Here is a 19,069-nt window from a genome sequence, read left to right on the forward strand (position 1 = left end):
CCGCACGGGGGTGTTGGTCGCGGTGCTCATTCCGTCTCCCGGCGCTTGATCTCTTTTTCGATGTCGGTCTGGATCGCCGACCACTGGGCGGCGAACTGGCGACGCGCGATCTCGAACACGCCCAAACAGGTCAGCGTGACGAACACCGCGCCGAACCAGGTCGTGCCCGCCCTGGTGTCCAGCTCCACGCCCAGGTACTTCACCGTGTCGCCCATGGCCGCGTTCAGCTGCAGGTGGTAGATCATCTCGACCATCGAACCGGCGCCCAGCAGCACCAGCACCGCGGTCACGCCCAGCACCAGGTAGGACACCCAGATTTCGCGCAGCCGGCCGAAGGAGGCCACACGCAGGTTCATCATGATCAGGCTGGCGATGCCGCCGGGCGCGTACATCACCATGAACAGGAAGATCAGGCCCAGGTAGAGCAGCCAGGCCTTGGTCAGCTCGGACAGCAGCACCGCGGCCAGCACCATCAGCACGCCGCCGATGATGGGGCCGAAGAAGAAGGTGGCGCCGCCCAGGAAGGTGAACAGCAGGTAGCCGCCGGAACGCGCCGCGCCCACCACCTCCGCCGTGACGATCTCGAAGTTGATCGCCCCCAGGCCACCCGCGATGCCGGCAAAGAAGCCCGCGATCATGAAGGCCAGGTAGCGCACCTTCTGCGTGTTGTAGCCGATGAACTCCACCCGCTCGGGGTTGTCGCGCACCGCGTTGAGGATGCGGCCCAGCGGCGTGCGGGTGAAGGCGAACATCAGCGCCACGCAGACGAAGGTGTAGACCGCGATCAGGTAATACACCTGCACCGGCGGCCCGAACGTGATGCCCATGAAGGGCTGGCCCACCACCCGGTTGCCCGAGACGCCGGCCTCGCCGCCGAAGAAGTCGGAGAACATCAGGGACATCGCGAACACCAGCTCGGCCATGCCGAGCGTGATCATGGCAAACGGTGTGCCGGCCTTCTTGGTGGTCACGTAGCCAAACAGGATGGCGAAGAACAGCCCCGCGAAACCGCCCACCACCGGGATCAGGCTGACCGGGATGGGCCATTGCCCGTCGGACACCGCGTTGAGCGCGTGGATCGCCACATAGCTGCCCAGGCCGGTGTACACCGCATGGCCGAAGCTGAGCATGCCGCCCTGCCCCAGCAGGATGTTGTAGGAAAGGCAGGCGATGATGGCGATGCCCATCTGCGTGAGCATGGTGACCGAGAGGTTGCTGGTGAACAGCTTGGGCGCCACCAGCAGCACGATGGCGAACAGCGACCAGACGATCCAGCGGCCGACGTTCCAGGGTTTGAATTCGTAGTGGGTCTTGCTCATGTCGGATCAGCCTTCGCGGGTGCCCAGCAGCCCCTTGGGCCGGAAGATCAGGATCAGCACCAGGAACAGGTAGGGCAGGATGGGCGCCACCTGCGACAGGGTGAGCTTGAGCACCGAGTTGGCCCGCGCCGCGTCGGACAGCTGCAGCCCCAGCTGCTGCGCCACGCTCACGAAAGAGTGGTCCAGGCCGACCGCGAAGGTCTGGATGACGCCGATCAGCAGCGAGGCCAGGAAGGCACCCGAGAGCGAGCCCATGCCGCCGACCACCACCACCACGAAGATCACCGAGCCCACCGTGGCGGCCATCGCCGGTTCGGTCACGAAGGTGCTGCCGCCGATCACCCCGGCCAGCCCGGCCAGGCCCGTGCCCGCGCCGAACACCAGCATGAAGACCCGCGGCACGTTGTGGCCCAGGGCCTCGACCATCTCGGGGTGCGTGAGCGCCGCCTGGATCACCAGGCCGATGCGTGTGCGCGTGAGCAGCAGCCACAGCGAGACCAGCATCAGCACCGCGATGCCCATCATGAAGGCGCGCGTGGCCGGGAACGGCGTGCAGATGACGCCCTCGGCGCTGCAGACCGCTTGGCCCGCGGCGCCCAGCACCATGCCGATGCTGTCGTTGGCGTGGTGGACCAGGGTGAAGGCCGGACCCCGCAGCACCTCGGGCGGAGCGAACTCCACCGCCGTCCGGCCCCAGACCAGCTGCACCAGCTCCAGCACGATGTAGGACAGGCCGAAGGTGACCAGCAGTTCGGGCACGTGGCCGAACTTGTGCACCTTGCGCAGCGACAGCCGTTCGAACAGCGCCCCCAGGGCACCCACCACCAGCGGCGCGACCACCAGCGCCGGCCAGAAGCCGATCAGGCCCGACAGCGAATAGCCGACATAGGCGCCGACCATGTAGAAGCTGGCATGCGCGAAATTGAGCACGCCCATCATGCTGAAGATGAGCGTCAGCCCCGAGCTCAACATGAACAGCAGCAAGCCATAGCTCACGCCGTTGAGCATGGAGATGATGAAGAACTCCATGAAGCAGGCCTTTCGAGGGCGAAGGAGTTGGGAGAGAAGAAACGGAAGCGGTCCGAGTATGGCCCGCTCAGGCGATCAAAGCCCCATAGGACGCACCGGCGCGAAGTGCCCAGTCCAGAGCGCGGCGGAACCGGCTTTGCCGGGCCGCTCGCGCTGCCCCCTGGAGGGGGTGACGCAAAGCGGCGCGGGGGTGGGTCAAATCCTGCGCGGGGGGTCACCTTTTCATGTCGCAGCTCGTCGGCGTGCTCGACACGTACGCCGGGAACTCCTTCACCGGCGCCAGCGTCATGCCGGTGTTCTCCGGGCTGTAGGGGTGCTTCGCGTCCGCCTTCTGCCACACGGTCAGGAACAGCGGCTGCTGCAGCTGGTGGTCCAGCTTGCGCATCTCGACCTCGCCGCTGAAGCTGCTGAACTTCAGGCCTTCCATGGCGGCCGCCACCTTGACCGGGTCGGTCGACTTGGCCTTGGCCATCGCCGTGCCCAGCGCGTTGTAGATGTGGATCACCGAGCCGGTGTAGAAGTCGTCCTTGAACTTGGCCTTGAACTCCTCGGTCCACTTGCCCACCTGCCCGCCCATGTTGTAGTGGTTGTAGGCAATCTGGAACACGCGGCCTTCAGCGCCGGTGCCCAGCGCGGTCGGCGTGCCGGTGACGCCGGTGTAGTAGGTGTAGAACTTGCCCGTGTAGCCGCCTTCGTTGGCCGCCTTGACCAGCAGCGCCAGGTCGGAGCCCCAGTTGCCGGTGATCACGGTGTCGGCGCCCGAGGCCTTGATCTTCGCGATGTAGGGTGCGAAGTCGCGCACCTGGGCCAGCGGGTGCAGGTCCTCGCCGACGATCTGCACGTCGGGGCGCTTGCGGGCCAGGGTCTCCTTGGCGAACTTGGCGACCTGGTGGCCGTGCGAGTAGTTCTGGTTGAGCAGGTAGACCTTCTTGACGTCGGGCTTGTCTTTCATGAAGGTGGTCAGCGCTTCCATCTTCATCGAGGTGTCGGCGTCGAAGCGGAAGTGCCAGTAGCTGCACTTGCTGTTGGTGAAATCGGGGTCCACCGCCGAGTGGTTCAGGAAGATGACTTCCTTGCCCGGGTTGCGCTCGTTGTGCTTGTTGACCGCGTCGATCAGCGCACCGGCCACCGACGAACCGTTGCCCTGGGTGATGTAGCGCACGCCCTGGTCCAGCGCGGCCTTGAAGGCGTTCAGGCTCTCGGCCGGGCTGAGCTTGTTGTCGATGCCGATGACTTCGAACTTCACGCCGGCCGGATTGTTCGCGCTGAACTTCTCGGCGAAGAACTGGAAGCTCTTGAGCTGGTTCGAACCGACCGGCGCCATCAGGCCCGAGAGCGGGTCGATCCAGGCGATCTTGACGGTCTCGCCCTTCTGGGCGTGGGCGGCACCGAAGGCCAGCAGGAGGGCGGCGGCGGCGACAGACTGGTGAGCGAACTTCACGTGACATCTCCTGGAGAAAGTGAAGTGGGCAGCGTAGCGCCGGACCTCTGCACGACGCTCAGGGATTGCCCTAGGCGCTATCGCACAGGCGACTCTGCTTGCACTTCCGTAGCGCCGCAGGTCGCCTGCGCGACGGCTTCAAAGTCCCGGCAATGTGTAACCGGCGAGCTGCTGGCGCAGCGTCATCTTCTGCATCTTGCCGGTCGCCCCCAGCGGGATCGCGTCGACGAACACCACGTCGTCGGGCACCTGCCACTTGGCGATCTTGCCCTCATAGAAGGCCAGCAGTTCCTCGCGCGTGAACTCCGCACCCGGCTTCCTCACCACCACCACGATGGGCCGCTCGTCCCACTTGGGGTGCTTCATGCCGATGCAGGCGGCCATGGCCACGCCGGGGTGCGCCATGGCAATGTTCTCCACGTCGATGGAGCTGATCCACTCGCCGCCGGACTTGATCACGTCCTTGCTGCGGTCGGTGATCTGCATGAAGCCGTCGGCGTCGATGGTGGCCACGTCGCCGGTGGGGAACCAGCCGCGGCCGGCCACGTCGTACTGCAGCGGGTCACCACCCTCGCCCTTGAAGTAGCTGGCGATGATCCAGGGGCCACGCACCAGCAGGTCGCCGTAGGCCTTGCCGTCCCAGGGCTGCTCTTCGCCCATCTCGTTGACGATCTTCATGTCCACGCCGAAGACGCTGCGGCCCTGCTTCAGGCGCACCTTCATCTTCTCGTCGGCGGGCAGCGCGATCTGCGCGTTTTTGAGCGTGCAGACCGTGCCCAGCGGACTCATCTCGGTCATGCCCCAGGCGTGCAGCACCTCGACGCCGTAGGTGTCGTTGAACGCCGCGATCATGGCCGGCGGGCAGGCCGAGCCGCCGATGACGGTGCGCTTGAGCGTGCTGAACTTCAGGCCGTTCTGCTGCATGTGGCCCAGCAGCATCTGCCAGACGGTGGGCACACCCGCGGCCATGCTGACCTGTTCGCCCTCGATCAGTTCGTAGACCGACTTGCCGTCCAGCGCCGGGCCGGGGAAGACCAGCTTGCAGCCCACGGCCGCCGCCGAGTAGGGCAGGCCCCAGGCGTTGACGTGGAACATCGGCACCACGGGCAGGATCGAGTCGCGCGCCGAGCAGCCCAGCGCATCGGGCAGCGCCGCCCCGTAGGCATGCAGCGTGGTGGAACGGTGCGAGTACACGGCCCCCTTGGGGTTGCCGGTGGTGCCGCTGGTGTAGCACATGCTCGAGGCGCAGTTCTCGTCGAACTCGGGCCAGGTGTAGGTGTCGGCGGCGGCGTTGATCCAGGCCTCGTAGCTGTGCAGATTCGGGATGCCGGTGTCGGCCGGCAGCTTGTCGGCATCGCACAGCGCGATCCAGTGTTTGACGCCGGGGCACTTGGCGTGTACCGCCTGCACCAGGGGCAGGAAGCTCATGTCGAAGCACAGCGCGCGGTCGTCGGCGTGGTTGACGATCCAGACCAGCTGCTCGGGGTGCAGGCGCGGGTTGAGCGTGTGCAGCACACGGCCCGAACCGCTGACGCCGAAGTACAGCTCCAGATGGCGGTAGCCGTTCCAGGCCAGGGTGCCCACCCGGTCACCGAACGACAGGTGCAGGCTGTCCAGCGCGTTGGCCACGCGGCGCGCACGGGCGGCGACCTGGCCCCAGGTGGTGCGGTGGATGTCGCCTTCGACCCGCCGCGAGACGATCTCGGTGCCGTGGTGGTGGCGGTCCGCATGGACGATGAGGTTGGAAATCAGCAGCGGTTGGCTTTGCATCTGGCCCAGCATGGGGTATCTCCTGTGTTTGCCGTCAAAAAAGAACGGTCGTTCGTTTTAAAACCCCACATCATGCCCGAAACCGGACATGCTTCCCACCCCCGGGCCGGCGTGCCGGGCGGCCGGCGCGCGACGTTGCGCGCAGGGTCTGCGTACTTCCACGTAGGCCCGACGCCGCGTCCTGTGCGAGAGTGCAAGGCTGTTCCTATCTCAGCCCGCGCATGCCCGACACCCCTTCCGACACATCACCGGTGGCACCGCTGAAGCACCTGGACTTCCGCATGCTGTGGATCGCCTGGCTGTTCGCCAACGTCTGCATGTGGATGAACGACGTGGCGGCGGCGTGGATGATGACCTCGCTGACCGACAAACCCATCTGGGTGGCCCTGGTCCAGACGGCGTCGACCCTGCCGGTCTTCCTGCTGGGCCTGCCCAGCGGCGCACTGGCCGACGGACTGGACCGCAAGCGCTACTTTCTCGTCACGCAGCTCTGGGTGGCGGTCATCGCCTCGGTGCTGAGCGTGCTGGTGTTCCTGGACATGGTCTCCCCCGTGGTGCTGCTGGCCCTGACCTTCGCCAATGGTGTGGGCCTGGCCATGCGCTGGCCGGTCTTCGCCGCCATCGTTCCCGAGCTCGTGCCGCGCCCGCAGCTGCCGGCGGCCCTGGCCCTGAACGGCGTGTCGATGAACGCGTCCCGCATCCTCGGACCGCTGCTGGCCGGGGCCCTGATCGCCAGCGCCGGCAGCGCCTGGGTCTTCCTGCTGAACGCCGTGCTGTCCCTCGGCGCCGCCGTGATCATCAGCCGCTGGCAGCGCGAGCACGTGCCCAACCCGCTCGGCCGCGAACGCCTGCTGTCCGCCATGCGGGTGGGCCTGCAGCATGTGCTGCAGTCCGACACGCTCAAGGGCGCGCTGCTGCGCATCGCGATCTTCTTCTTCCACTCCACCGCGCTGATGGCCCTGCTGCCCCTGCTGGCCAGGGGCATGGACGGCGGCGGCGCCGGCATGTTCACCCTGCTGCTGGCCTCGATGGGTGCCGGCGCGATCTCGGCCACGGCGTTTCTGCCGCGGCTGCGCAAGCGCTACAGCCGCGATGGCCTGGTGTTCCGCGGTGCCACACTGCAGGCCGCCTCCATGGCGGCCATGGCGGCGGTCACCACGCCCTGGCTCGCGGTGCCGGCCATGTTCCTGGGCGGTGCGGCCTGGATCACCACCGCCAACACCCTGAGCGTGTCCATGCAGATGAACCTGCCCGACTGGGTCCGCGCGCGTGGCATGTCCATCTACCAGATGGCCATCATGGGCGCCAGCGCCGCGGGCGCCGCGCTGTGGGGCCAGATCGCCACCGCCACCGACGTGCGCACCTGCCTGGCCGTCGCCGCGGTGTCGGGCCTTCTGGTGATGTGGGGAGTCAACCGCTTCCGGCCGGACACCAGCCAGCCCGCGGACCTCACGCCCAGAAGGGTCTTCACGCTGCCCACCAACGACGCGCCGCCCGCCGACGGGCGGGTCCTGATCACCATCGAATACCAGATCGACCCGGCCCGGATCGCAGAATTCCGCGAGCTGATGCTCACCGAGGGGCGCAGCGGCCGGCTGCGTCACGGCGCGCTTTCATGGGAACTGCTGCACGACCTCAACGACCCCGGGCGTTTTGTGGAAATGATCGTGGACGAATCCTGGACCGACCACCTGCGGCGTTTCGAGCGCGTCACCGCCGCCGACGAGGCACTGCGGCTGCGCAAGCTGGCCTTCCACGTCGGCGAGGCGCCGCCGCTGGTGCGCCGCAGCCTGATGGAAACCACGGTGGGCCCGGGCTGAAGCGCTGCACGCTCGCCGGCCAGCAGGCACAATGCCCGCTCCACCCCCGTGCGGGTGTTCCGGAGTACCGCCATGAGCAACTTCCCGATCCAGAAAACCGAGGCCGAGTGGCGCGAGCTGCTGGCCGAGAAGGGTGCCGAGCCCGCGGCCTTCCAGGTCACGCGCCACGCCTACACCGAGCGCCCTTTCACCGGCAAGTACGAGCAAATCTGGGCCGACGGCAGCTACCACTGCATCTGCTGCGGCAACCACCTGTTCGACTCGGGCACCAAGTTCGACGCCGGCTGCGGCTGGCCCAGCTTCTGGAAGGCCGTGCCCGGTGCCATCACCGAGATCACCGACCGCAGCCACGGCATGGTGCGCACCGAAACCGTCTGCAGCCAGTGCGGCGCCCACCTTGGCCATGTGTTCGAGGACGGCCCTGCGCCCACCGGCCTGCGCTACTGCATGAACTCCGCCTCCATCGACCTGCAACCCAAGGACCCGACATGAAAGCCCAGAACATCCTCCAGACCATCGGCGGCACGCCGCACATCCGCATCAACCGCCTGTTTCCCGGCGCCAGCCAGAGCGTGTGGATCAAGTCCGAGCGCAGCAACCCGGGCGGCTCGATCAAGGACCGCATCGCCCTGTCCATGGTCGAAGACGCCGAGGCCTCTGGCGCGCTCCAGCCGGGCGGCACCATCGTCGAGCCCACCTCGGGCAACACCGGCATCGGCCTGGCCATGGTGGCCGCGGTCAAGGGCTACAAGCTCATCCTGGTGATGCCCGACAGCATGAGCATCGAGCGCCGCCGCCTGATGCTGGCCTATGGCGCCACCTTCGACCTGACGCCGCGCGAGAAGGGCATGAAGGGTTCGATCGCCCGCGCGCAGGAAATCGTGGCGAGCACGCCCGGTGCCTGGATGCCGATGCAGTTCGACAACCCGGCCAACATCGACGTGCACGCCAAGACCACGGCGCAGGAAATCCTCGCCGACTTTCCCGAAGGCCTGGATGTGCTGATCACCGGGGTCGGCACCGGCGGACACCTCAGCGGCTGCGCCCAGGTGCTCAAGGCGCAATGGCCCCAGCTCAAGGTGTATGCGGTCGAGCCGGTGGCCTCGCCCGTGATCTCCGGCGGCAGCCCGGCGCCCCACCCGATCCAGGGCATCGGCGCCGGCTTCATTCCCGGCAACCTCAAGACCGAGCTGCTGGACGGCGTGATCCAGGTCGACGCCGAGCCGGCGCGCGAGATGGCCCGGCGCTGCGCGCGCGAGGAAGGCATGCTGGTCGGCATCTCCTCGGGCGCCACGCTGGCCGCGATCGCGCAGAAGCTGCCCGAGCTGCCGGCCGGTGCCAAGGTGCTGGGCTTCAACTACGACACCGGCGAGCGCTACCTCTCGGTCGACGGGTTCCTGCCGGCATGAGCGAGCTCGGCGACGCGCGGCTGACGCAGCTGGAGATCAAGCTGATCTATCTGGAAGACCTGGTCGACACGCTCAACACCATGGTGGCGCGCCAGCACGACCAGATCGCGATGCTCATCCACGAGGTGGCGCAGCTGCGACAACGCAACGACGAGTCGCAGCCGCCAGCCTTCCGCAGTCTGCGCGACGAGCTGCCGCCGCACTACTGAGGCCCCACGCTCCGCCCCAAGCCGGATCGTCTGAGCGCTCAGCGACCGGTGGCTGCGTAATGGGCCGCCAGCGCCTCGTCGCGCGTCATCTCGCGGACGTTGCCGTGCTCCAGCCGGAAGAAGCGGTTGCAGTAGCGCTCGATGAGTTCGTCGTTGTGGGTGGCGAAAACGAAGATGCCCACCTTCTCGATGAGGCTCTCCATGCGGCGCTTGGCGTTGACCTGGAACTCGGCATCGCCCATGCCGAAGATCTCGTCGACCAGCAGGATGTCGGGCTGCACGGTGGTGGCCACCGCGAACATCAGGCGGGTCGACATGCCCGAGGAGTAGGTGCGCACCGGCAGCCGCAGGAAGTCGCCGAGCTGGCAGAACTGCTCGATGTCGGGGACATGGGCCTCGATCTCCTTGAGGCTCATGCCCAGCAGCACACCCATGCGGGTGATGTTCTCGTAGCCCGAGAGTTCACCGTCGATGCCAGCGCCGAGTTCCAGCATGGTCGAGACCCGGCCCTCGCGCACGATCTGGCCCGAGATCGGGGTGTAGACCCCCGCCAGGGTGCGCAGCATGGTGCTCTTGCCGGCGCCGTTGTGGCCCATCAGCGCCACCGCGTCGCCGTCGCGCAGGTCGAAGGACACGTCCTTGAGCGCCGTGACCACGCTCACCTGCCCGGCCTCGCTCTCGATGCGCCCGCCGGTGCTCACCCGCATGATCTGGTTGCGCAGCGAGAAGCTGCGGCTGTTGTAGATCGGGTACTGCACCGTCACGTTCTTCAGGGTCAGCCGTGCCATGTCAGATCCAGAAGGCGATGCGGTCGCGCTTGTTGTTGAACAGCCAGAACGCCAGGCACAGCCCGAGCGCCAGACCGCCCAGGTTGGACCAGACCACGAAGTCGGGCGGCGCATGCCCCAGCAGGGGCGAGCGCACCAGCTCGATGGCGTGTGACAGCGGGTTGAACCAGAGAATGCGTTCGCTGAACGGCAGGTAGTTGGGCCGGTAGAACACCGGGCTGATGAACATCAGCAGGGGCAGCACCGCGCCGATGATGTACTCGAGGTCTCGGAACCGGGCGCCCAGGATGCTGACCACGACACAGACCCAGTACAGGTTCAGGGTCAGCAGCAGCATGGCCGGCACGACCAGCAGCGTCTGCCAGCTCACCGGCACGCCGTACACCAGCGCCACGATCAGGAAGATGGGCAGGTTGTGCACCAGGTTCACCAGGTGGCGCAGCACCAGCTGGGGCGGGTAGATCGACAGCGGCAGGCTCAGGTTGCGGATCACCGAGGCCTGGCGCGCATAGACGGTGCTCGATTCGCTCAGCACCCCGGCGATGAACTGCCACAGGATCAGGCCCGCGGTGAGCGTCGGGACGAACTGCGACGCCGACACCTTCATCAGCTCGCTCCACAGCAGCCCCAGCCCCATGGAGCCGATGGCCGTGCCCAGCGTCAGCCACAGGGGCCCGAGCACGCTGCGCTTGTAGCGGGCCCGCACATCACTCAGCGCCATGAAGCTGACGATGGGCCAGCTCTTCAGCCCCGCGGCGATGTCCCGCACCGCTGGCGACTGGCGCCAGCCACCGAGTGCACTCATGGTGTCCTGATTCCTGTGCGGCGTACCCGCGTTCTGCCTAGAAATGCCGGGCGCGAGGCTACCATAGCCGCCGGTGCCGGGCGCCCATCAGAAGCCGAGACGAGCACCCGCCCCCAGCAGAGTGGCCGCGCCCAGCACCGCAAAGATGCCTGCGGCGATCGAGTGCACCAGCTTCATCGGGATCCTGTTGGCCAGCCGGTCCCCCACGAACACCGCCGGCACGTCGGCGATCAGCATGCCCAGCGTGGTGCCGATCACCACCAGCAGCGGTGTCGCGTAATGCGCGGCCATGGCCACGGTGGCAATCTGTGTCTTGTCGCCCATCTCGGCCAGGAAGAAGGTGATCAGCGTGGCGCCGAACACGCCCAGCTTCTGTGCGACCTGGGTTTCCTCTTCCTCGATCTTGTCCGGAATCAGGGTCCAGATCGCCATGCCGATGAACGAGGCGCCGAGCACCCAGCGCAGCACCTCGGGGCTGACCTGCGCGGTGATCCAGGCGCCCAGCGCACCGGCCAGGCCGTGGTTGACGATGGTCGCCAGCAGGATGCCGGCGATGATCGGCACCGGCTTCTTGAAGCGTGCGGCGAGGATGAAGGCCAGCAGCTGGGTCTTGTCGCCGATTTCGGCGAGCGCGACCACACCGGTGGAGACGAGCAGGGATTCCATGTGGGGAAACTTTCAGGGGCCGGCACAGAACGCGTTTGACCACGACGCACCCCGGCCTCTCAGCGGAGCATCGTGGTCAAAGGTCTTGCCAGGTGCGGGACTGCCAGCGCCATGTCCGGGAACGGACAAGTGTGTTGACGCGGGCCTCTTCAGAATGAAGAGCGGCTACTCCCCAATGACCCGACGATTGTAGCCGGCGCCGCCTGGGCACCCGCTCAGAGCGCCTGTTGCGACGGGTCGTCCTCGCGCCAGGCCGGTCCGGCCTTGGCCAGCGCCATCCACACATGGAAGGGCAGCCGCTCCACCGCGCGCCGGGGCGCCTCGCGCGCCACCCGCAGCACGCCCCGCTCGACCAGCATGACGCCGCACTCGGCCGGGACTTCGTCGGGCGCCCCGATGGGCCGACCCCTGGCGTCTTCCCCCAGCACGTACCAGCAGGCACCGGCCATGCCCAGGTAGGCGGCGCGCTTGGCCGGCTTCTTGAGGTCGCCCAGCAGGTCCGAGCGGTGCACCTTGATCTCGTGCACCACCGGCTCCAGGTAGGCCTCGACCGACGAATTGCGGATCGAAAACACGTCGGGGCAGGCCATGCACCAGCCGTGCGCCGGGGGCGGCTCGGGGGCGGCCAGCTCGGTCCACAGCCCCTGAGGCCCCGGCTCGGCGACCGACGGTTCGCAGGACTCACCCGTCAGCAACTCCATGGGCAGCGCGACCCGCAGCGCAAGGCCGCGCCAGGCCAGGCGGCCCGACCGGGCCATGGCCGTGGCCACCTGCTCCACCAGGGCCTCGTGGGCCGAGCGCGCCGCCTTGTTGCCGGCGAACACGCGCGCCAGCACCAGGATGCCCGCCTCGGTCACGCGCAGCGTCTCCCGCCCCTCGTCCAGCCGCCGCTCCAGCAGGCCCGCGGCCAGCAGCTCGACTTCCACCATGTCCTGGCACGGCCAGCCGGCCGAGCGGTGGATCTCGCGCAGGCGCCGGTGGTGCAGGCGGGTGAGCGCGGGGGCCGGGTCGGGCAGAGAGTCGGGTGCGGGGTCCATGATGAACTGACTATATATCCAGTACGATGCCCGACTTCCTCTGGTGTTGCCCTTGGTTCATCCGCCCATGTTTCCGGTCGTCGACATCGCCGTGTCGGTGCGCACGCTGTGCCACTTCACCGCGCGCCGCGGCGACCTCGACCTGCGCTTCACGCCCTCGCCCAGCGGTGTCGAAGGCATTGCGGGCCACCAGACCGTGACCGCGCGCCGCGGCGCCGGCTACCAGCGCGAGCTGGCGCTGAGCGCCCGCTTCGGCCCGCTGGTGGTGCAGGGCCGGGCCGATGGTTTCGACGCCGGTGCCCGGCGGGTGGAGGAGATCAAGACCCGCCGCGGCGATGCAGACCGTGTACCGGCCAACCACCAGGCCCTGCACTGGGCCCAGGCCCGGGTCTACGGCTGGATGCTGTGCGAACAGCTGGGGCTGGAGCGGATCGAGGTGGCCCTGGTCTATTTCGACATCGACAGCGGACAGGAAACGGTGCTGACCGAGACGTGCACCGCGGATGCGCTGCGGGCCTTCTTCGAGGATCTGTGCGGGCGCTATCTCGCCTGGGCCCTGGCCGAGCAGGCCCACCGCCAGGCCCGGGACGCGGCACTGACGGCTCTGGCGTTTCCCTTCCCCGCGTTCCGCGCCGGTCAGCGCGAGCTGGCGGCCGATGTGTACCGGGCGCACGCGCGCGCGCGCCACCTGCTGGCGCAGGCACCCACCGGCATCGGCAAAACCATGGCCACGGTGTTCGCCAGCCTGCGCGCGATGCCCGGGCAGAGCACCGACCGCCTGCTCTTTCTCACCGCCCGCACGACCGGGCGACAGCTGGCGCTGGACGCGCTGCAGCGCCTTGGAGCGCCCCGGCACCTGCCGCTGCGGGTGCTCGAACGCGTGGCGCGCGACAAGGCCTGCGAGCATCCCGACAAAGCCTGCCACGGTGAGTCCTGCCCGCTCGCGCAGGGCTTCTACGACCGCCTGCCCGCCGCGCGCGAGGCGGCCGCACAGGCCGGCTGGCTCGACCGCGAGAGCCTGCGCAGGCTGGCGCTGGAACACAGCGTCTGTCCCTACTACCTGGGGCAGGAAATGCAGCGCTGGTGCGACGCGATGGTGGGCGACTACAACCACTGGTTCGATGTGGGCGCGCACTGGTTCGCGCTGGCCGAGGACCAGGGCTGGCGCGCCGCGCTGCTGGTGGACGAGGCACACAACCTCATCGAGCGTGCGCGCAGCATGTACAGCGCCACGCTGCACGCGCACGAGTTCCTGCGCCTGCGGCACGAGGCGGCGCCGGAGGTGCGCAAGATCATGGACGCCCTGCACCGGCGCTGGAGCGCCTTGGCCCGCGACCTGCCGGCAGCCGAAGGCACGCAGGCGCTGGCCGCCGGCCTGCCGGACGACTGGACCACCACCCTGCAGAACACCTGCAACAGCCTGCTGGATCTGCTGACCCCGCAGACCGGCCAGACGCCCGACCCGGCGCTGCAGAACTGGGTGTTCGAGGCGCTGCACTTCGTGCGCATCGCCGAAGGCTTCGGTGAGCACTCGCTGTGCGAGGCGGGGCCAGGGGCTGCACCGCCGGGCGGCCGCGGCCGGCGGCTGCCGACGCTGCGCATCCGCAACGTGGTGCCGGCGCCCTGGCTCGTGGCGCGATGGGCCGGGGCGCACAGCGCCACCCTGTTCTCGGCCACGCTGGCACCGGTCGAGCATGTGAAGGAAATGCTCGGCGTGCCGGCCGACGCGGCCCATGTCGACCTGCCCTCGCCGTTCGCGGCCGAGCAGTTGCGCGTGCGCATCGCTCCGTGGATCTCGACCCGCTACCCCGACCGGCTGCGTTCGCTGGACGCGCTGGTGGACGTGATCGGCGCCCAGTTCCACGAGCGCCCCGGCAACTACCTGGCCTTCTTCAGCAGCTTCGAGTACCTGGACCTGGCGCGCCAGCGGTTGGCCCAGCGGCATCCCGACCTGCCCCACTGGGCGCAGACGCGCGGCATGGAAGAACCCGCACGCGACGCCTTCGTGGCCCGTTTCGTCGAGGGCGGCCAGGGCGTGGGCTTCGCCGTGCTGGGCGGTGCGTTCGGCGAAGGCATCGACCTGCCCGGCGAGCGGCTGGTGGGCGCCTTCATCGCCACCCTGGGCCTGCCGCAGGTCAACGCCGAGAACGAGCGCATGCGCGAGCGCTTGCAGCAGCACACCGGCCACGGCTACGACCACACCTACCTGTTCCCCGGCCTGATGCGGGTGGTGCAGGCGGCCGGCCGGGTGATCCGGTCCGAGCAGGACCGGGGCTGCGTCTGGCTGCTGGACGACCGGTTTGCGCGGGCCGAGGTGCGGCGCCTGCTGCCGGCCTGGTGGCGCATCGAGGTGGCGCCCAGGCCCTGAACGCGCAGGCTCAGTCGCGTCCGCCGCGCCCCCGCCCCCGGCCGCGGCCGGAGTCCCCACCGGAATCGCCGCTGCCCGAGGAGCCGCTGCCGGAAGAACCACTTCCGGAGGAACCGCTGCCCGAGGAACCGCTGCCCGAAGAGCCGCTGCCCGAGGACCCGCTGTCGCCGCCCCGCCCGCGCCCCCGACCGCTGTCGCCACCGGAGTCACCGCCCGAGCCACTGCCGGACGAGCCGCCGCGACCTGATTCACCGGTCTCCCGGCCTCCCCGCCCGCGCCCACGCCCGCGACCGCTGTCGTCGGCGCTGCTGCCGGCGATGGCGGGTGGAATGGTGGGCACGACCGGAGACACCTGGCGCTCGCCGCGCCGGCCCTCGCTGCGGAACTCCAGCCGCTCGACCCGCAGGCGCTGCTGCTCGTCCACCCGCCCCCGCACCTGGACCGGCTGGTCGACGCGCAGCGCCGCCAGGTCCCCGCCTTCGACGCGGGCTGCTTCGTCCAGCACCAGCGATTCGTAGCCCAGCCGCAACTCCCGGCCGCTGAACCCGTGCACATAGCCCTGCAACAGCACCTCCCGGCTGCCGCCCATGGCAGCCCGGGTCGGCTGCACCTGCAGCGCCTGCACCTGGAGCCGCCCACCCACCCAGCGGCCACGCACGCCGACCTCCTGCCCAGGCGCGACACCGTCCGGTGCTGGCGACCAGGCCAGCGGTGTGTCGCCCACGCGCGCTCCACCGGCGCCCGGCGGCACATACGGACCGGTGACTACTGCCTCACCGGCGACCGCCCGCTGCACCCGGGTCGCGCGGATCTCGCCACTGGCCACTCGCTGGCCGCTGACACGCACCCAGTCGCCGACGGCCAGCCCCTGCAGATCGCCGCGCTCCAGTGCGGTGGCGACCTGACCCATCACCTCGAAGCGGCCGGACGCGGCGTCCAGCGCGGTCAGCGGGCCGACAGCGGCATCGATCACCGCGATCCGCATGGCCCGCAGCTGATCCCCCGTGCCACCGGCCTGCAGGGCCACCAGCTGGCCGACGGCCAGATCGCCCAGCGGGCTGGGCTGGCCCCCGCGCTCCACCGGTGTCGACGGCTCGTACTCGACCTCGATGCCGTTGACGCAGATGCTCGCAAAGCCGGTGACCACGCCCACGATGCCGGTGCCACCCAGGCCATTGCCCGTGGCGACCTGGCCCGTGCCACCGATGCCCCCGGGGTCTGGCCCGCGCACCGCGGGTGCGCCGGTGCCCCCGAGGCCCGAAGGGTCGGCCGCCGGGTTGCGCAGCGAGGCCACGCTGCACGCTGCGGCCCCCGGCGCCGGATGCCGGGGCGCCAGGCCGCCGCAGCCGGCCAGCGCCAGCAGCAGAGGCAGCACCCACCGCTTCATGGGGCCTCCTGCCCGTCCGTGGGCGGGGGCGGCGCCGCGCTGCGCTCGCTGTAGAAGTACATGCCGAAGGTGAAGCGCTGCTCGGGCGGTGGCAGGCCGTCCCGCCCAGCGTCCGCCTGGTCCTGTGCCTCGGCGTCCATGGCCGCCTTGTTGAGCGCCAGCAGGACCTTCATGCCCATCTGCTCGGACATCTTGTTCAGCCGCTCCACCGAAGCCGGCGCGAGCCCGCTGTAGTGCACGCTGCGCTCCATGAACGGTGGCTGGCCGGCCAGCAGGTTGTGCACCGCGGCCGCGGCGTGGTCGTGCAGGTTGTGGCCCAGGTAGAAGGCCTTTTCATCGGCGCCGCGCGAGGGCACGAAGGCCGCCGTATTCAGGCAGACCCGCCCCGCCTCGTCCAGGTGCACCACGCCCAGGCTCAACCATTCGTCGAGCACCACCCGCGAGCGGATGTCGCTGTTGACGCTGGCGACCAGCGCCTCGAACGAAAGTTCGCCCCCTTCGCTCGCCAGGCGCGCCAGCGGCCGCGGGCCGCCATCTTCCAGCAGGTACTTCGGGTGGCCCATCCAGTGCGCCACCAGCTGGGCACCACGCGGCACCACCGACGGTTCGATCGCCTCAGCGCTGGCCAGCAGACCGCGCAGGCGCGCCACGTCCTTGCGGTGCACACCGCTCACCAGGCTCACGCGGCTGTCGGTCGGCGGCTTGTCGTCGAGGCGGAAATCCTGCTCGGCCACTTCGACGAACAGACCCTTGAGCAGGTCGGCCAGGTAGGTGTAGGTGACGCCGTGCGCCAGCATGAGCCGGACCAGCGGCCGCAGCAGCTTGCGCAGCGCGCGCACCAGGGCGGGCGACGGCCCGCCGGGCGCGGCACCCCGCAGGGCTGGAGACGGTTCGCGCTCGGGCATGGGAGGGCTTGGGTGGGCTGAGACGGAATGACACGAAGTTTAACACTTCATGTGGGAAAAATTCACACAAACCATTGACGTGGGAATTTTTCCCACACATACTGAAGCCCTGCGTGAGAGGAGTCCCCTCGGCGCATCACCCGGTCCCCACCCGTTCACACACTTCAGGAGAAAGACATGTTCGATTTCAGGAAATCGCAGCTCGCCACCCTGGTCACCGCCCTTGTACTGGGCCTGGCCTCCAGCGCCCTGCTGGCCAAGGACGGCGATTCCGGTCGCGGCCGCGGCGGCGACTCCAGGGGCTCGTCGAGCTCGTCCGATGGCGGCCGCGGGCGTGGCGGCGACGACGGCGGTCGCAACCGCGGCAGCGACGACGGCGGCCGCAGCTCGTCGTCGTCCAGCAGCTCTTCAGGCGGCGGCTCGGGCGACAGCGGCCGGGGCCGCGGTCGTGGACGCGGTGGCGACGACGGCGGCAGCTCGAGCTCGTCCTCGTCCTCGTCCTCCAGCAGTTCCTCGTCTTCTTCTTCGAGCAGCAGCTCGGACGGCGGGCGCCGCGGCCGCGGTGCGGACGACGGCCCGAACCACCACGCCGACGGCCACGTGAGCGGGCGCGACCGCCCCCGCGGCGTCGAGGACAGCGGTGTGGATGCACCGGACGACAGCGATGGCCGTGTGCGCGGTCGCGGCACCCTGACCGCCCCCGGCCTGAACACCATTGGCACCGTCAACGCCCCGGGTCAGAACAAGCCGCGCGGCCGCGGTCGCGGTCAGGACGACGCCCCCGGCCACATCCGCCACAACAGCCTCGACGATCTGGCCGCCCAGGTGGGCTCCTGATCCGTTTCCAGGGTCTTCACAGCCCGGCCCCGGCCGGGCTTTTTTCAGCGGTACGAGGTCAGCAGGATGCTGGTCTCGGTGCCGCGGATGCCGCTGAGCAGGCGGATGCGCTCCAGCGCCTGCGACAGCTCGGCCATGGACCCCACCGCCAGCTCGGCCAGCAGGTCCCAGCGCCCGTTGGTGTCGTGCAGGGCCGCCACCGAGGGCTCGCCCAGCAGGCTGGCGATCACCTCGCGCGTGCGGTTGCCTTCCACCTGCACCCCCATCCAGGCGCGGATGCGCTCGGGCTGGGCCTCGGGCTTGAGACGCACCGTGTAGCCCACGATCACCTGCGTGTCTTCGAGCTTGCGCAGCCGGTTGGTGACCGTGCCGCGCGAGACCTGCAGCTTGTGGGCGAGGTCGGCCACCGAGAGCCGCGCGTCCTGCCGCAGCAGGGCAATGAGTCGTTGATCAAGGTCGTCCATGGTCAAAACGTCAGGTGAGTCTGCCGAAGTGACAGATTTTCTGCCGTTTCAGAACATTTTTGGCGGTTTTCATTGCCATCGCCCTCCTCCACACTGCCAGCTCCCCCTGTGCTGCCCGAAGACAAGCCATGAAAACCAACGTCCAGAACCCCGATCTCGCCCGCTTCGTCGAAGCCGGCACGCTCTACCTGGGCGCCCCCGAAGCCGCCGAACTCGTGGCCGGCGTTGGCGTGGCCCACTGCATCGAAGCCATCGCCGCCCACATCCGCGCCGACTTCCTGCGCTGGGGCGATTTCGACAAGACGGCGCGCGTGGCCGCGCATTCCGACGTTGGCGTGATCGAGCTGATGCCGGTGGCCGATGCGCAGCGCTACAGCTTCAAGTACGTCAACGGCCACCCCGGCAACACCCGCCTGGGTCTGTCCACCGTGATGGCCTTCGGCGTGCTGGCCGACGTGGCCACCGGCGCGCCGCTGTTCCTGAGCGAACTGACGCTGACCACCGCGCTGCGCACGGCCGCCATGTCGGCGCTGGCGGCGCAGGTGCTGGCCCGCCCCGACAGCCGGGTGATGGCGCTGATCGGCAACGGCGCCCAGAGCGAGTTCCAGGCACTGGCGTTCCAGCACCTGCTGGGCATCACCGACCTGCGCCTGTACGACGTGGACCCCGCTGCCAGCGCCAAGCTGGTGACCAACCTGCGGGGCAGTGGCCTGCGCATCACCGTCTGCGCCAGCACGGCCGACGCGGTGAAGGGCGCCGACATCGTGACCACCGTGACCGCCGACAAGCGCAACGCGCTCATCCTCACGCCCGAG

Annotated in this window: 18 protein-coding genes and 1 riboswitch; of the genes, 7 read left to right on the forward strand and 11 right to left on the reverse strand. The window is 69.0% G+C overall.

From position 1 onward, the window contains the following. Positions 1-26: 26 nt before the first annotated feature. The 4 genes from RCO38_RS09735 to RCO38_RS09750 all read right to left on the reverse strand — a co-directional run bounded on the left by RCO38_RS09735 (position 27) and on the right by RCO38_RS09750 (position 5,571). Positions 27-1,319 carry a branched-chain amino acid ABC transporter permease gene (locus RCO38_RS09735; protein ID WP_308328116.1) on the reverse strand — a complete coding sequence of 431 codons (1,293 nt, stop codon included), beginning with the start codon at positions 1,317-1,319 and terminating at the stop codon, positions 27-29. Between the two features lie 6 nt (positions 1,320-1,325). After that, the gene (locus tag RCO38_RS09740; protein ID WP_308328117.1) at positions 1,326-2,348 is read right to left on the reverse strand and encodes a branched-chain amino acid ABC transporter permease; all 1,023 of its coding nucleotides are present in this window, start codon (positions 2,346-2,348) and stop codon (positions 1,326-1,328) included. A 214-nt stretch (positions 2,349-2,562) separates the two neighbouring features. Continuing rightward, complete coding sequence (locus RCO38_RS09745) at positions 2,563-3,789, reverse strand: branched-chain amino acid ABC transporter substrate-binding protein (protein ID WP_308328118.1); 1,227 nt, start codon at positions 3,787-3,789, stop codon at positions 2,563-2,565. Between the two features lie 138 nt (positions 3,790-3,927). Further along, a complete protein-coding gene (locus RCO38_RS09750) occupies positions 3,928-5,571 on the reverse strand; it encodes a 3-(methylthio)propionyl-CoA ligase (RefSeq protein WP_308328119.1) in 1,644 nt (547 codons plus the stop codon). 209 nt (positions 5,572-5,780) lie between these two features. Here RCO38_RS09750 and RCO38_RS09755 point away from each other — a divergent pair, with 209 nt between their 5' ends. From RCO38_RS09755 to RCO38_RS09770, 4 genes are all read left to right on the forward strand, one after another. Beyond that, positions 5,781-7,379, forward strand: coding sequence for an MFS transporter (locus RCO38_RS09755; RefSeq protein WP_308328120.1), 1,599 nt, complete (start codon positions 5,781-5,783; stop codon positions 7,377-7,379). A 72-nt stretch (positions 7,380-7,451) separates the two neighbouring features. After that, positions 7,452-7,871 (forward strand): peptide-methionine (R)-S-oxide reductase MsrB, encoded by a 420-nt coding sequence (gene msrB, locus RCO38_RS09760; protein WP_308328122.1) that lies wholly within the window; start codon positions 7,452-7,454, stop codon positions 7,869-7,871. Next, the gene (cysK, locus tag RCO38_RS09765; protein ID WP_308328123.1) at positions 7,868-8,788 is read left to right on the forward strand and encodes a cysteine synthase A; all 921 of its coding nucleotides are present in this window, start codon (positions 7,868-7,870) and stop codon (positions 8,786-8,788) included. The genes msrB and cysK overlap by 4 nt, the downstream gene beginning before the upstream one ends. Continuing rightward, on the forward strand, positions 8,785-8,997 hold the full coding sequence (locus RCO38_RS09770; RefSeq protein WP_308328124.1) for a SlyX family protein: 213 nt from the start codon (positions 8,785-8,787) through the stop codon (positions 8,995-8,997). Before cysK ends, RCO38_RS09770 begins: the two co-directional genes overlap by 4 nt. A gap of 38 nt (positions 8,998-9,035) precedes the next feature. Here the strand turns inward: RCO38_RS09770 and RCO38_RS09775 are convergent, their stop codons facing one another. From RCO38_RS09775 to RCO38_RS09790, 4 genes are all read right to left on the reverse strand, one after another. After that, positions 9,036-9,785, reverse strand: coding sequence for an ABC transporter ATP-binding protein (locus RCO38_RS09775; RefSeq protein WP_308328125.1), 750 nt, complete (start codon positions 9,783-9,785; stop codon positions 9,036-9,038). 1 nt (position 9,786) lies between these two features. Continuing rightward, complete coding sequence (locus RCO38_RS09780) at positions 9,787-10,590, reverse strand: ABC transporter permease (protein WP_308328126.1); 804 nt, start codon at positions 10,588-10,590, stop codon at positions 9,787-9,789. A gap of 87 nt (positions 10,591-10,677) precedes the next feature. Then, positions 10,678-11,256: a TMEM165/GDT1 family protein gene (locus tag RCO38_RS09785; RefSeq protein WP_308328127.1), complete on the reverse strand. Its 579-nt coding sequence runs from the start codon at positions 11,254-11,256 to the stop codon at positions 10,678-10,680. A gap of 17 nt (positions 11,257-11,273) precedes the next feature. Further along, a riboswitch (yybP-ykoY riboswitch) is annotated at positions 11,274-11,442 on the reverse strand. 29 nt (positions 11,443-11,471) lie between these two features. Then, positions 11,472-12,293, reverse strand: a complete 822-nt coding sequence (locus RCO38_RS09790) for a hypothetical protein (RefSeq protein ID WP_308328128.1) — start codon at positions 12,291-12,293, stop codon at positions 11,472-11,474. Positions 12,294-12,360: 67 nt separating this feature from the next. Between RCO38_RS09790 and RCO38_RS09795 the strand changes: the two genes are divergently transcribed. Further along, entirely contained in the window at positions 12,361-14,661 is a 2,301-nt protein-coding gene (locus RCO38_RS09795; RefSeq protein ID WP_308328129.1) for an ATP-dependent DNA helicase, read from the forward strand. A gap of 10 nt (positions 14,662-14,671) precedes the next feature. Here RCO38_RS09795 and RCO38_RS09800 read toward each other — a convergent pair whose 3' ends face one another. Both RCO38_RS09800 and RCO38_RS09805 read right to left on the reverse strand, forming a co-directional pair. Next, the gene (locus RCO38_RS09800) at positions 14,672-16,048 is read right to left on the reverse strand and encodes a DUF5666 domain-containing protein (RefSeq protein WP_308328130.1); all 1,377 of its coding nucleotides are present in this window, start codon (positions 16,046-16,048) and stop codon (positions 14,672-14,674) included. Beyond that, entirely contained in the window at positions 16,045-16,953 is a 909-nt protein-coding gene (locus RCO38_RS09805) for a DUF6502 family protein (RefSeq protein ID WP_308328131.1), read from the reverse strand. Before RCO38_RS09805 ends, RCO38_RS09800 begins: the two co-directional genes overlap by 4 nt. A gap of 177 nt (positions 16,954-17,130) precedes the next feature. Here RCO38_RS09805 and RCO38_RS09810 point away from each other — a divergent pair, with 177 nt between their 5' ends. Further along, positions 17,131-17,790 carry a hypothetical protein gene (locus RCO38_RS09810; RefSeq protein WP_308328132.1) on the forward strand — a complete coding sequence of 220 codons (660 nt, stop codon included), beginning with the start codon at positions 17,131-17,133 and terminating at the stop codon, positions 17,788-17,790. A 44-nt stretch (positions 17,791-17,834) separates the two neighbouring features. On the opposite strand, the gene RCO38_RS09815 is transcribed toward RCO38_RS09810, so the two are convergent. Continuing rightward, a complete protein-coding gene (locus RCO38_RS09815) occupies positions 17,835-18,254 on the reverse strand; it encodes an Lrp/AsnC family transcriptional regulator (protein ID WP_066156652.1) in 420 nt (139 codons plus the stop codon). A 128-nt stretch (positions 18,255-18,382) separates the two neighbouring features. On the opposite strand from RCO38_RS09815, the gene RCO38_RS09820 reads away from it, so the two are divergent. Further along, positions 18,383-19,069 (forward strand): ornithine cyclodeaminase (locus RCO38_RS09820; RefSeq protein ID WP_308328133.1); only part of this gene is annotated, 687 nt, incomplete at its 3' end.

Source organism: Hydrogenophaga pseudoflava (genome assembly GCF_031020795.1).
In the GTDB taxonomy this organism is placed as follows: Bacteria; Pseudomonadota; Gammaproteobacteria; order Burkholderiales; family Burkholderiaceae_C; genus Hydrogenophaga; species Hydrogenophaga pseudoflava_A.